The following is a 13,275-nucleotide window of genomic DNA, read 5'->3' on the forward strand; positions in this document are numbered from 1 at the left end:
AAACATTATCAGAAAAAATAGTGATTTTCAAAAAAAATACTGCAGACTATGGGTTTAAACACTTGTTTCTGAAGCCCTCAAACCAGAATATTTGATTGGGTTTTATATACAGTTGGAGGTATAAATATTCTAAATATGTTAGTGGTATCTCCAATGAAAAAAACAAAAATGTCGACAAATTCTGGCAGGGTTAGGACTTTGAGTTTTGTCCATGCTGCGGATTTACACCTTGACAGTCCATTTACAGGAATTTCAGAAATTGATCCTGAGCTTGGGGAAAGGCTTGCGAAAGCTACCTTTCAGGCTTATGAGGCAATTATTAAACTCTGTATGGAGGAAGAAGTTGACTTTTTGCTTATTGCGGGGGATGTCTATGACAGTGCTGACAAGAGCCTTTATGCGCAGGTGAGGTTTATAGAGGGGCTCAGGAAACTCGAAACTGCCGGGATTCAGGTTTTTATATGCCACGGGAACCACGATCCTCTTGACGGCTGGTCGGCAAGCCTAACTTGGCCCGAAAACGTACATATCATGAGTGGGGACAGGGCCGAAGTTGTGGAATTCAAAAAAGAAGGAGAAACTGCCGCTGTTATAGTGGGGATGAGCTATCCAACACGGCACATAATGAAAAATCTTGTGAAAAACTTTCCAAGAAAAGAGGATAACTGGCCGTTTACTATAGGGCTGCTGCATTGCAGCGTGGGAAGCAACCCGGAACATGACCCTTATGCACCCTGTACTCTGCAGGACCTCAGAAAGATTAACTATGATTACTGGGCGCTTGGCCATATCCATACTCCTTCTATAGTTTGTAAAGAGGCTCCGGTTGTGATATATCCTGGAAACCCACAGGGCAGACATCTAGGCGAAAACGGAGCCAGGGGGTGTTTTGTTGTGGATGTTTCTTCGGGAGGAGATATTTCTACCAGATTCATGGAGACCGACTCTGTCCGCTGGTATATCAGGGAAATTTCCATAGAAGGCCTGGAAAAAGAAGGGGAGCTAATAGAAAGCCTTCAAAGCCAGCTTGATGAAATGAGGGAAAATTCCGGAGGAAGGTCTGTGATTTGCAGTTTTGTCCTTAAAGGAAGGGGACCGCTGCATCACATTTTCAGGCAAGACGGATTTCTTGAAGACCTCCTGCGTTTGCTCAGGGAAGGTGAAACCTGGGGCCGGCAGTTCCTTTGGGTAGAGCGCATTGAGGATGATACACTTTTTCCCGTAGAAAGGGAGCTTCTTCTGAAAAGGGAAGATTTTGTGGGAGATCTGGTAAAAATTGTGGAGGGCTCGAAGACCGATGAAAAAGCCCTGGATGAGTTTCGTGAAGCCCTTTCCCCGCTTTTTGGTTCCAGGAACGGGAGAAAACACATTTCCATAATTGATGATGAAGAGATGAATTCTCTGCTTCAGCGCGCTGAAAATATCCTGCTTGATGCCTTGCTCACGGAGGAAGATAATGCAAATTAATGCCATCCATATTGATGGTTTTGGCAAGTTTTCCAGTTTGTCGATGGAAGGCCTGCCTTCAGGCCTGGTTGTTTTTACAGGGGCAAATGAGGCCGGAAAATCGACATTGTTCACTTTTATCCGGAGAATGTTTTTCGGTATTCCTAACACAAGGCTCTGCAACCTTTATCCTCCACTTGAAGGGGGAAAGCATGGGGGAAGACTTGCAGTCGTCGATTCTGCTGGAGATCGATGGGTCATAGAAAGAAGTGCAGGTCGAAAAGAAGATGTAAAGGTTGTACTTCCAGATGGGAATACAGGAGGCAGGGCTGAACTCCTTAAACTGCTGGGCCACGCAGACAGAAATGTCTTTGAAAATATCTATGCTTTTGGCCTTGAAGAACTTCAGAGTTTTGAGACCCTGAACGACCAGAGCATCAACAGTAAACTATACAGTGCAGGCACAGGAGTTGGAGTTTCCATCTCAGGACTGATGAACTCAATCAGCAGCGTTGAAAACAGCCTGTATAGGCCTAGAGGTAGTAAACCCCTCATAAATGAGCTGTTCAGGAAAATAGGAAAAACTGAAGTAAAAATTGCCGAATTTGAGAGGGTCCAGAAAAAATATGATTCTCTCCATTTCGAACTGGAACAGAAAACCCTGGAGATTGGCCAACTAAAAGAAAAGTCTCAGAATATAAGGAAAAAATTAAATCACATTCAAAACCTGCTTTCCATCTGGGAAGACTGGAAGATCTTCTGTGAGTCAAAAACTACCCTTGAAAGCTTACCTGAACTTGAGAGTTTCCCTGAAAAAGGGGAAGAGAAGCTTATGAGGGTTCAGGAAAGAATTGAAGAAATAAGGGAAACTATTTCGAAGCTGCAGCAGGACCTGGATAAAAATGCCGTTAAAGAACGAAACCTTTCCCCGGACGAAAGCCTTCTGAAGCAAAAAGATGCGGTGCTGGAACTGGGAAGCGGAATTGAGAAGTACAGGTCTGAAGAAAAAGTGCTCCCTTCTCTGGAAATGAACCTCAGGCAGGAAAAAGCCGAGCTTTCTGAGCTTCTTCTGGAACTTGGGCCAGCCTGGGATGAGAAAGCTCTGGAGCGTTTTGACCGCTCTATTCCTGCAAAGGAATCCGTTATTCAGATGCGAAGGTCAGTAGACGAAATTGAGGATAAAATAAAAGAGACCGGAAACGAACTCCAGCAGATCCTTAACAGCATTGAAAGAGTCCTTCAGGAAAATGATCTTTTTGAAGAAAGTCTTCTCGTACACAGAGACCAGGTTGTCGAACTTGGAAACGGAATCGAAAAATACCAGGCTGATAAGGACTTTCTTCTTTCCGGAACTCAGGAACTTCAGGATAGAAAGGCTGAACTCAGGGAAACTCTGTCAGGGCTTGGGGAAGGATGGGACGAAACTGCTCTTGGTCTTTTCGAGCACTCAATTCCTTCAAAAGAAACTGTATTCAGAAAACAAAGGGAAATGGATGAGGCCGAAAAAACAATTGAAAGATACCGCGACAGACTCGAACTTGCCCTTGAAGAAATTAAAGAAGTCTGTGAGGAAATCGAAGTTCTCAAAGAGAAAATTGAGGTATACTCGATCCTCCCCAGGCCTGAAGAGGTGAAGCAGGATCTTGAAGCTGTAAGTTATCTCAGGGTGACCTACCCTCTCTTGAGGGAAAAAGAAGGTGAACTCAAAGGCCTGGAAAAAGAAGAGATGCTTTTTGCAGCTTTAAGACCTCGGGAAACCAAACATGAGGACGGGCTACCCCTCTGGCCTGCAGGAATGGTTCTGCTTGCAGGTTGCATTGGCCTGGTATATGAGAGCATTAACGGCACCCTACTTTCCGGACTTGTCATATTTTTACTCCTTTTCGCTACTTCTGCGGTATACTTCTTGAAAGCTACTAATAAGTCCTCAATCCCTCCTGCCGAGGAAGAGCACCTGGAGGACTCTGAATCCCGAAAACAGAACGTAAAGGACTCAAAGGAAAAGTTGTTCAGAGAGATTAGTGCACTGAAAGCATCCATGAAAGCCCGTGCAAAAAAGTGTGGTTTTGAAGACATTCCTGACCCATCAGTACGAGAACAGAAAGCCGATGAGCTGCAGAGGGCCATGGTTGAGTTGAAGACTGCCTGGGAACTGCGCCAGAGGGAGGAAAAACTCCAGAAGAAGCTGGATAAGTTAAATTCAAATTACATTGAACTTAAAGAAACTATCCGGGCACAAGAGGCAAATCAGGAAGAAATTTTCCAGGAATGGAAAGCATGGCTTATTTCTTCAGGGCTCAGTCCAGAGCTCTCTCCTGAACATGTTCTTGAGATCTTTTCTGCAATCAGGGCTTGCCTGGAAAAACAAAAGAATATAAAAGAACTGGAAAAGCAGGTAAAGCTCAAAGAAGCTACTGTTAAAAAGTACGAAGAAAAAGCCTGTAGTATTCTGGAGGCCTGCAGAAGGCCTATTTCAGGAATTGCACTTGAAAGTGAAATAGCAAAGCTCAGGGAGGACGTGAGTTTTGCATTTAACCAGGCTGAAAGAGTGAGAAAACTTGAGGCTGAGTCTGAAGGCCTTAACCGTAAAAAAGAAGAGCTGGAAGCCCGGCTCCTTGAGGAGAAAAAGACACGTAATGCCTTTGCAGAAAAGTGGACTAACTGGCTTGGGACTTACGGTCTTGACCCTTCACTTTCAGTAGAAAGTGTGCTTGAAATCTTTTCGGTAATCTGGACATGTTTTGATAGGCAGCGGGCTATCCGGAAACTTGAAGAACAGATAGCTTCCAGCAGAAAGTCGATAGAAGCCTATGAAGCAAAGGTAGCCGGGGTAATGCAGGTATGTGGACGTCCGCTTTCCGGACTTTCTTTTGACACCCAGGTTGAAAAACTTCGTTCAGACCTTGAAAAGGCATCTGATGAGGCAAGAAACCTGCAGCAGCTGAAAACCAAATCGGAAGAACTCAAAATTGAACTTGAGGCAGCACGGGATAAATACAAAGAAGCTGCAGAAGAGCTTGCAGTCCTTCTTGGTTCCGGTTCTGCAGAGACGGAAGAAGAATTTTATGAAAACTCCCGGCTCTGGGCTCAACGAACCGAGCTAGAAAACAGGAAAAAAGAAGCTGAACAGCAGATCTGGAGAATTTCCGGAAGTGACGAAGAGTACAGGATTTTCATAAAAGAACTGCAAGCTTCTGATCCTTCAGGTTTGAAAGAAGAAAATCGCAGGCTGGAGGAATGCCTGAAATCTCTGGAACAGGATATTTCAGATACTATAGACAGGCGCGGAGCGATACGAAACCAGATTGGGCAGCTCGAACAAGGAAGTGAAGGTTCTCTGACAAGAGTAATGCAGGAAAGCCTGCTGGAAGAACTTCACGAAAAGTCAAGGGAATGGGCTTCTCTGGTTCTAGCTCGTGAGATCCTTGCTAAAGCAGTTAAAGTCTATGAAAAGGAAAGGCAGCCTGCAGTTATCGTGGAAGCCCAGGCCTTTTTCTCAAAAATTACCGGAGGCAGGTACACGAGGATTTATTCCCCACTCAACTCTACCGAAATCTATGTTGAAGACCGGGACGGGCGTCAGAAGAGCATTCAGGAACTCAGCAGGGGAACAGCCGAACAGCTTTATCTCTCTCTGCGCTTCGGTTTCATCAGGGAATTCGGCAGGCATTCGGAATCTCTTCCGATTGTTTTTGATGACGTGCTGGTGAATTTTGACCCTGAACGCTGCAAAAGCACCTGTGAAGCCATAAAGGACCTTGCATCAGATAACCAGATCTTTTATTTCACTTGCCATCCCGAAACCGTACGGATGCTTGTAGAAAGTTTTCCTGAAACCAGGGCTGTAGACCTTGACGCAGTATAAAAGGGAGCTAAAGCGTAAAAGAGCCTGATAGATCACATAATGAGTTAATTCCAAAACTCAATATTACTTTTCTTAGTCGTATATTTCAAATAATTATTGATTCTCTTATAATGGGAATATCTCTGAAACTTTACGGATTTAAGAATCGAATTCATGCGTCTTCGGTTAAGTGAGGAATCGTGACAAATTGCATCAATTTCCTCAACATATATCAAATATTTCAATAAATTGTAAAATGGAACAGAGCATCGATTTCATGTAAATCGGTCAAAATTTAAGGCTGGCTTCTAATGCAAAATCGATAGCTATCAGGCAAGAAAATTCCTTAACCGATGACAAATGGAATCGAATTAATTTTGAGAAGAGCTCAATCATTCTTAATAAACTAAAAAGGGTTGGATTTACCAAATGTTTAACTGTGCGTTGCCTGCTTTTATATCTTCTACTGAACTTCCAAAAATTCAGGGCCCAGGGCGATCGGAGCTGGAGTTACAGTTTTTCCATTTTGTTTTTGATCTTATGCTTTAATCTTCTGTTTTTGGCGGCTGGGCTACTCTAGAACCAAATTATCTTCTCTGTCGGCTGGCTCTGCATTCTTTGATAACATCAGCAGGGCTGGAGTATTCTTTATCCGGGCAGGCCTCAAGAGCTCTTATTATTACGTCGCGGACATGAAGGTTCCTGGCTTCATTGATGAGCTCCTGCTTTGTTGCAGGATATTTCCTGTTATGGAAAATCTCGACAGCCTTTTGAAAACCTTCAAATTCATTGATAATGTCATCAGCGCTGTTGTATTCCCGGTCTGGAATGTTTTCAAGAGCCTGCATTGTGTCACCAATAATATTCTGCTTTCGGGCTTCGTCGATGACCTGATTCTTCGTTGCAGGATATTTTATATTTCCTAAAATACTCTGAACTTCAGTAGTACTTGCTTGCATTGCTTTTTCCCCCATATTGTGATTTTCCCCGTATTGTGATTTTTCCCATATTGTAATTTTTCCCATATTGTAATTTTTCCCGTATTGTGATTTTATTTCCCCGGAGTTCCTTGCTGATCTAAGGCTGGTTTACTCTTTGCTTGATAAGTTCATTTTCTAAATTTAAGTTTCCAAAGCCTTCCCCAATTTAATTTCCCACCATTCCTTTATTTCCTCTTTATTACTACTCTAGTTTAATATAAAAAGAATTCAAACCAAATGTTTGTTAAGAGAGGATTACTCAAGCTAGTGTACTCAAGCTAGTGTACTCAAGCTAGTGTACTCAGGTTAGTAAGGTGATAATTCATTTTTCATACCCCAATTCAAAGTCTCTGCTATCAAGTTTTAATCAACAGCTCTGAAAAATGTACATCCTTTCTGTTATGAAATAAACCTTTAAATTAAAAAACAACTTGTCTTAAAAAGTCTAAAATCTTGAAATTAAAAAATAACTTTCTTAAAAAGCTTGATTTTTATCTTTGCCAGTGAGTTTCTTCCATATCAATAGCTGCAAATATCTGTACAAGAGGATGTCTTTTTATAGCTCTCATCAAATCCTCTGGGGTGTACTCCATACAGTATTCATAGCATGAAAACAGCCCCATATGATATAGGATTATGTCCCTCTCAATGCGTGTCAGTTTTATGTGTTTCTTAATCCTTTCAATAGAAAGAACTGAATGTTTATTATTTGCAGGATGGCCTTTTAACGTTCGATAATTTCCATAATCTCCAACGTATAATCCTTCCTTACAGACGTCGTGACACAAAGCAATAATTGTTAGAGAATCCTCAGGAAGTTGCTCTTTTTTCTTAAGGCGGGAATTAGATAATTTCAGCGGCTCTAATAAATTGAGGCTATGTTCCGCAAGTCCGCCAGGATAATCTCTATGATATTTTGTACTTGCAGGTGCAGAAAAGAAATCTGAATTTTCAATGTACTGGATGTAATCTTTAACTCCTTTTCTTTTTATCTTTTTTAAGAGATCTATGGTATAAGTTTCGTTGGCAAAGATTTCGTCCTCGGTCAACATTTCAGTTCCTTCAAATCGCTAAGACTTATTAAACTATTATCTATAGATTGACTTCAACAGATATTGTTTTATGATAAAAACAAATTTTATTAAACAAATTTTACTCCTATCTGAGTATTTATTAGATAGTTGGAAACTAGATAAGTATAATAGAATAAATTTTCCTTAGATTTAATAATTATTGAATAATATGAAAAACATGAACCTGAACAACCCAAACAAAAAATATCTTAAGCAGTTCTCGACGAGTTTCAAGTCTCTGTTCATTATTTTGTTATCTATTCATTATTTTAATTTCCTCTTTTCATGGGTTGTCTTATGATAGTTTTAAGTTTTTCTGGCTTATATTAAAATCTGCCAGATTTTCATCTCACCAGAATCCTTCAAGAGGTATTACCACATAATCCTACGAGTTTTCTGGATCTGTTCCAAAATATAGTGATTTTTGCATTTCTTGATTGAAAATCTGAATTAACAAGAAGAATCCAGTTTTCATCAAAATCAATATTCGACATCTTAAGACTTCAACCTCTGAGTTATATCATATGGACTGTGGTCAATTACAAAATCTAGTGATTTTGAATTTTACATTTATCACTGGATTTTGGTACTGAGTCAGTTTTCTTTTTCAGAGATAATTTAACTTTATAAGATACTGAATGCGTTTCGGTTTCAACAATGCTTCTATGGAATCCTGATATTCCTGCGAGGTATTAGGGTCGCCTTCGCCGTCTATCATTAGAAAACTCATTTCAGGAACGTCTACAATTGACACTTCTTTTGCAGATGGATTGTACATTTCTTTATTACAACGGGAGCGCAGAGGGTCACGAATACCCCATTCTTTAGGTTGGGAATGAAGTGAACCCTCGACTCTTCGTATTTCTCTTTGAATCTCTAAACCATAGTTTCCTTTTATAGAGACAGTAACTCGGATCGGAAACCGAGGTCAAAATTTCAATCACTTATGTTAAGGAAACCTTGTTAAAGGATACTTAATCATCTGTCTCCAAGTAACTGGGCGGGCGTCCCGAAGCATACTCCATCCTTTTCAAGCTGTCCGACAATTACCTTTAGTAATAAAATAATTCCTTTTTTTTTGATTCAAAGGTCTTATTTGCTTTCTTTTTAGCACTTTTTTATTACTAGTAATAATTGTCGGACAACTCCTTTATTTATATATTTAATGCAATATATTAAGTGATAAAGATAAATAAATATGTTCAATAGCTAAAACCAAAAAAATGTAGCAATGAGGTATTCAAAATGACTAGTCATGATTTAAAAGGAAAAATTATGTTTACTATATGCATATTTTTAATGATTATTTTTAACTATTATTATATGAATCCCAATAACAATTGTGCTCCTTGTGCATTATGGCTAGGTTTTTTAATGGGGATTTTTGTAGTTCTTTCTCATGTTTACAGGATAACAGGTAAATTCAAAATTTGAACTTCATTAGTACATAGGCAGAAAAAAACTGTAAATTTGATTTTTTTAATATTTGTAACTCGTATAAAGGGTAATATGCAGCTTTATTTTTATAGCTGCATTTTCATAAAACAAACGTAGGCTGAGAGGGTATTTTTGTAACTTACAGCATTTTCTGGCTTGAATAGACTACTACCATCCACTCCTACGGCTCTCCGGCAATTTAACTGTTACAGCTTTGCCATCGCATAGTCTGGCAATTTTCTACGAGCTTACGATCTGTAGAGAGCAGAGGGATATTTGGTTCTTGGCCTATAAATTAGTGTTGTGGGGGCTCAGAGAAGTGTATTTGAATGTCGGAATTGATGTTGCTAAGAATGTACATGAAGCCTGTATATTGACTGAAAGTGCAGGTAGTTTTTTCTTTTTTTCGACTTCCTGTATGGTCTTTTTTATCATGTCTTTAGTGATGAAGTCAGGCTGTCTTATCATTGCAGTCCATTTCCAGCCACTTTTATCTTGAATATTGAAATCTGCCAGATTTTCAACCCACCAGAATCCTTCAAGAGGCATTACCACATAATCATGCGAGTTCTCTTTTTTAGTGATAAATTTAACTTTATAAGATACTGAAAACAACGTTTATATGGAATCCTGATATTCCTGTGAGGTATTAGGGTCGCCTTTGCCGTCTATCATTAGAAAATTCATTTCAGGAACGTCTACGATTGATACTTCTTTTGCGGATGGATTGTACATTTCTTTATTCTCTTTTTTTAAATCTACTTTCGGCATTTTAGATCACTCCTGATTTTTAACCGCGCTATATTCAAATTAGTCAAAAACAGGCAGTTATTATTGGTTTTTCTTTCTGTGTTTTTCGTAATAATCAGTTGATATGTCTAGAGATTTGTAGAGACTTGCGGTTTAATATTTCTTTAACACTAATACTCAGGCACGTCAAATTTTCATCCATGCCAGATATTTGAATATCCTGGATAATAAGATGGAGATCAAATGGAAATTTATGCTAAAAAGAAGATTAAAAGTCTCACCTATAAATTTAGTTCATAACTGTAGTAGAAAGTAGTAGAAAAGACACTTTACACTAAATTAGAAACTTTCAGCTGGTGTCCACATGTACATAATTTCTCTCAAATACGATTATTTAGAAAGCTTTAAGATTCGAAAATACATATTTTTAATTGCTGTTTGAGGTACTGTCCCTGAAAAATCAGGATTGAAGAGGTCCTGACTGAACTCAGGAAGATATGTCCGCATTTTTATTAATGTCATAATTGTTTTGATTATCAAATCTAAAGCCCAGTGTGACGAGGTTCATTGCCCCACCTATCGTACAAAGGAGTTACAATCATGCGTGACGCGAAACTGATCCGAGTACTTGCAGAATATCTTGCAAAATGCACAGAAATCCATGCAAGGAACGAATCGATACCTGCAGAGAGTCTGGAAAAGTTTATGATCGATATCGTAAGCTGTCTGGAGGTCGGGGGCATTGGTGATGTCGGAAAAGAGCTGGTTCCACTCAAAAAAGCACGTGCAACCATCAGGCTTGCAAGGCGCGAATTTGAGTGGCAGTGCGACAATATAGATAATCCTGAAGACTGGGAAACCTGCCTGCGGAATGCAGTCTCAGGAAATGTATAATTTTTAAAGTTTTCCCTGAAATTCGTGGAATTTCGGGAATATTTCAGGCTTTATCCCTGCAAAACGAGGATTTAAAGGATCTTCACATCTCTCCGGGAATTATCTCAGCTTAAACTCTACAGGCACGTTTCGCAGGCATTCTTGAGTTCAAAACTGTACCTGTTAAAAACATGGGTCAAAATATGGGTCAAAACATGAATTAAAGCGGGGATTAAAAATAGGAATTAAGGACAACCTTTGAGATTATTTATGAAAAGCTGGGGATAATCTAATAATAAGAGACTAAAACAGATTATTCATGAAAAATTGTAAAAATTGGATTGTGGGAGTAATTTCCTGTGACATCGTAATCAAGAGGAAGGCTCTCAAATCCGATTAAACAAGTAAGTGTGCGCATTTTTCAGATTTGTCCAAAGACCCTCACTAATTTTTAGCCTTGAGTAATTCTGGAAACAGAAGAGGCTGAGATTCTCTCTACTCCTAAAGCAGTCATGACCTTTTCCACCCGTAGGTGGAAACACCTTGGAAGTAAGATTCCGCTACAGCAGCTAATATGGACTTTTCAACCCTGGAATACTTTTCAAATACCTGAGTTTCAAAAGGAAATTCACGGAACTGAGGCTTTAACAATTCAAGTTCTCCATATTTGGTAAGGAGAGTGCGGGGTTTGTAGCCGTTTCTACTGGCTTTTCGTGAATCAGTACGCTCATAACGTTGTGCACAAGATTGGAGGAGGGCTTCCTCCTCCATAACAAGATTTAAAAACCAGGTAATTAGCTGACGAATTCCATCTTCCTGATCGACAAGATGATCTTTTATGAATGAGAATAGATTAACCATTGACTCTACATCCTATTTTTTGTGGTGAAGAAAAAGGATATAGAGTCAATCATATTTTCCAGAACTTTCGCTACACTGCCTTATTGTTTTGTTTATTGTTTTGTTTCTCGTTTCGTTTATTGTTTTGTTTATTGTTTTGCTTGAGGAGTGATTCTGGAAGTTCCCCTTAACCTGGTTTCAAGATCTATTGTCTCCATCCAGTCGCGTTCCCATTCTCTATCATGGGAAACGATCAAGAGGGTCCAGTCTTCTCGGGCAAGGAAATAATCTGCAATTTTCTTTTTTAATTTCGCGTCAAGAGCGGAAGTGACTTCGTCAAGCAGGTATATGTTCCTGTTAAGGAGAAGGGCAATGAGGATTCCTATTCGCTGCTTTTCTCCGCCCGAAAGCTCTTGAAAATTCTTCTCAAGAATATCGTCCTCCAGCTCTAGCTCCCTCATAAAAGCCCTCAGTTTTTCATGGTCTAGTTTTTCTTTATTTGCCCTGTAAGAGAAGATCTCATCTAAGAGGCTTTTGACTTTCCCTTCTCCAAGGTCAGTATCCTGTATTATATAAGCAATTTCCTTTCGGGCTTCCCAGCAGATTTTTGAATCAATTATCCGGTTTTTGAAATAGATGGTGCCTTCCGAAGGCTTTGTAAAACCAAGCAGTATTTTTAAGAGGGTGGTTTTTCCTGTTCCGGACTTTCCCCGCAGGAGAATTTTTTGGTTTTTCTTTACGGTCAAGTTGAAGCCTGAGAGTACCTGTCTGTTCTCAAAAGAAATCCCTATGTTTTCGTATTTTATCAGTTCGTTATTTAACGGTTCAGCAGACATGTTCTTAAGATCTTACAATGAGGGTATTAATATTACCTGATTATATTCTAGCCAGATGCTCTCGAGTATTTAATGCGAACTTTATCCAAAAACAAGTAAAGAGAAAGTTTATCATATACTATGTGTTTTCAAGTAATCCAATATCAGCTCAAAAATAATCTGGAATTGATAATTTTCAAAGAGATAGTTCTCAAAGATATGAACTATCATACCTTTTCATGAGGGAAATCGAATGGATTGTAATACTCCAAACAAAAAACTTTCGACCCCAATCAAAGCTGCAAAGATCAACCCCAACATGAGCGTTGACGATCTTGTCAGGGAATACAGAGGCTGTGCCTTTGGAGCAGGCAGGCTGGCTGAGGCCGTAGAAATCTATTATGAAATGCTTGCTTCCAAAAAAACTACGAAATTTTTCGGGCTTGCAGGTGCCATGACTCCTGCAGGCATGAGAAATGTTGTTGCGGATTTAATACGCGACGGCTACATCGATGTGCTTGTCACGACCGGAGCTAATATGGTGCACGACACTGTCGAAGCTCTGGGACTTCACCATTATAAAGGCACAGACTGTACAAACGATATCCAGTTACGGAATGAATGCATTGACAGGATTTATGATGTTTATCTTCCCGATCAGCATTTTGCAAACCTTGAAGAATTTCTACAGGGTGTCTATGCCGGACTTCCTCAGGAAAAACTCTCGATCCGGCAGGTGCTTACTGAGATCGGGAAAAACCTTGATGATGATTCCTCTATCCTGAAAACCGCAGCAGAAATGGGTGTGCCAGTTTATTGTCCTGCCCTTCAGGACTCGGTAATAGGGCTTCAGGCCTGGCTATATAAAGAAGGAAACCCTCTGCATGTTGATGCATTTGCTGATATGCACGAGTTTATAGAGATTTGCTATGCGGCTGAGAGTGCAGGTGCCCTGCTCATTGGTGGAGGGGTTCCCAAGAATTATATTCTCCAGTCCATGCTTGTGACTCCCAAATCTTTTGACTATGCAATCCAATTAACAATGGATCATCCTGAGACTGGCGGCTTGAGTGGGGCAACCCTTGATGAAGCCCAGTCCTGGGGAAAAGTAGGAGAAAACGCAAAAGCCGTAACCGTGTATGCAGATGCGACTATTACTCTCCCGCTTATGGTTGCAGCTGTGCGTACACGTCTTTCAAAGAAGTAATTTCAAAGAA

At 40.0% G+C, this 13,275-nt stretch carries 10 protein-coding genes and 1 pseudogene; 4 read left to right on the forward strand and 7 right to left on the reverse strand.

Annotated features, from left to right (window positions below; all coding sequences use genetic code 11):
• The first annotated feature begins 153 nt into the window (after positions 1 to 153).
• Positions 154 to 1,467, forward strand: a complete 1,314-nt coding sequence (locus tag MSBRW_RS04920; RefSeq protein WP_230669967.1) for a metallophosphoesterase family protein — start codon at positions 154 to 156, stop codon at positions 1,465 to 1,467.
• Positions 1,457 to 5,311 carry an AAA family ATPase gene (locus MSBRW_RS04925; protein WP_011305112.1) on the forward strand — a complete coding sequence of 1,285 codons (3,855 nt, stop codon included), beginning with the start codon at positions 1,457 to 1,459 and terminating at the stop codon, positions 5,309 to 5,311. Before MSBRW_RS04920 ends, MSBRW_RS04925 begins: the two co-directional genes overlap by 11 nt.
• Before the next feature lie 566 nt (positions 5,312 to 5,877).
• Here MSBRW_RS04925 and MSBRW_RS04930 read toward each other — a convergent pair.
• The 5 genes from MSBRW_RS04930 to MSBRW_RS22865 all read right to left on the reverse strand — a co-directional run bounded on the left by MSBRW_RS04930 (position 5,878) and on the right by MSBRW_RS22865 (position 9,551).
• Positions 5,878 to 6,315 (reverse strand): DUF2795 domain-containing protein, encoded by a 438-nt coding sequence (locus MSBRW_RS04930; RefSeq protein WP_011305111.1) that lies wholly within the window; start codon positions 6,313 to 6,315, stop codon positions 5,878 to 5,880.
• A gap of 446 nt (positions 6,316 to 6,761) precedes the next feature.
• Positions 6,762 to 7,322, reverse strand: coding sequence for a hypothetical protein (locus MSBRW_RS20110; protein WP_011305110.1), 561 nt, complete (start codon positions 7,320 to 7,322; stop codon positions 6,762 to 6,764).
• 628 nt (positions 7,323 to 7,950) lie between these two features.
• On the reverse strand, positions 7,951 to 8,121 hold the full coding sequence (locus MSBRW_RS21780; protein WP_155398116.1) for a GyrI-like domain-containing protein: 171 nt from the start codon (positions 8,119 to 8,121) through the stop codon (positions 7,951 to 7,953).
• A 947-nt stretch (positions 8,122 to 9,068) separates the two neighbouring features.
• Positions 9,069 to 9,335: a hypothetical protein gene (locus MSBRW_RS22860; RefSeq protein ID WP_196298028.1), complete on the reverse strand. Its 267-nt coding sequence runs from the start codon at positions 9,333 to 9,335 to the stop codon at positions 9,069 to 9,071.
• Positions 9,336 to 9,398: 63 nt separating this feature from the next.
• Complete coding sequence (locus MSBRW_RS22865; RefSeq protein ID WP_196298029.1) at positions 9,399 to 9,551, reverse strand: GyrI-like domain-containing protein; 153 nt, start codon at positions 9,549 to 9,551, stop codon at positions 9,399 to 9,401.
• Between the two features lie 579 nt (positions 9,552 to 10,130).
• Here MSBRW_RS22865 and MSBRW_RS04950 point away from each other — a divergent pair.
• Positions 10,131 to 10,424: a hypothetical protein gene (locus MSBRW_RS04950; RefSeq protein WP_011305109.1), complete on the forward strand. Its 294-nt coding sequence runs from the start codon at positions 10,131 to 10,133 to the stop codon at positions 10,422 to 10,424.
• Positions 10,425 to 10,860: 436 nt separating this feature from the next.
• Here MSBRW_RS04950 and MSBRW_RS04955 read toward each other — a convergent pair.
• Positions 10,861 to 11,313: pseudogene (locus MSBRW_RS04955) on the reverse strand (transposase); the annotation flags it as partial.
• 79 nt (positions 11,314 to 11,392) lie between these two features.
• Entirely contained in the window at positions 11,393 to 12,079 is a 687-nt protein-coding gene (locus tag MSBRW_RS04960) for an ABC transporter ATP-binding protein (protein WP_011305107.1), read from the reverse strand.
• Positions 12,080 to 12,311: 232 nt separating this feature from the next.
• Here MSBRW_RS04960 and MSBRW_RS04965 point away from each other — a divergent pair, with 232 nt between their 5' ends.
• Positions 12,312 to 13,265 carry a deoxyhypusine synthase gene (locus MSBRW_RS04965; RefSeq protein WP_011305106.1) on the forward strand — a complete coding sequence of 318 codons (954 nt, stop codon included), beginning with the start codon at positions 12,312 to 12,314 and terminating at the stop codon, positions 13,263 to 13,265.
• Positions 13,266 to 13,275: the final 10 nt, after the last annotated feature.

It is taken from the genome of Methanosarcina barkeri str. Wiesmoor (assembly GCF_000969985.1).
GTDB lineage: Archaea > Halobacteriota > Methanosarcinia > Methanosarcinales > Methanosarcinaceae > Methanosarcina > Methanosarcina barkeri_B.

Coding starts and splice junctions, on each gene's coding strand:
- MSBRW_RS04930 (WP_011305111.1), bottom strand. CDS start 6,315: ATGGGAAAAATTACAATATGGGAAAAATCACAATACGGGGAAAATCAC.
- MSBRW_RS04950 (WP_011305109.1), top strand. CDS start 10,131: ATGCGTGACGCGAAACTGATCCGAGTACTTGCAGAATATCTTGCAAAA.
- MSBRW_RS04920 (WP_230669967.1), top strand. CDS start 154: ATGAAAAAAACAAAAATGTCGACAAATTCTGGCAGGGTTAGGACTTTG.
- MSBRW_RS20110 (WP_011305110.1), bottom strand. CDS start 7,322: ATGTTGACCGAGGACGAAATCTTTGCCAACGAAACTTATACCATAGAT.
- MSBRW_RS22865 (WP_196298029.1), bottom strand. CDS start 9,551: ATGCCGAAAGTAGATTTAAAAAAAGAGAATAAAGAAATGTACAATCCA.
- MSBRW_RS21780 (WP_155398116.1), bottom strand. CDS start 8,121: ATGTACAATCCATCTGCAAAAGAAGTGTCAATTGTAGACGTTCCTGAA.
- MSBRW_RS04960 (WP_011305107.1), bottom strand. CDS start 12,079: ATGTCTGCTGAACCGTTAAATAACGAACTGATAAAATACGAAAACATA.
- MSBRW_RS04965 (WP_011305106.1), top strand. CDS start 12,312: ATGGATTGTAATACTCCAAACAAAAAACTTTCGACCCCAATCAAAGCT.
- MSBRW_RS04925 (WP_011305112.1), top strand. CDS start 1,457: ATGCAAATTAATGCCATCCATATTGATGGTTTTGGCAAGTTTTCCAGT.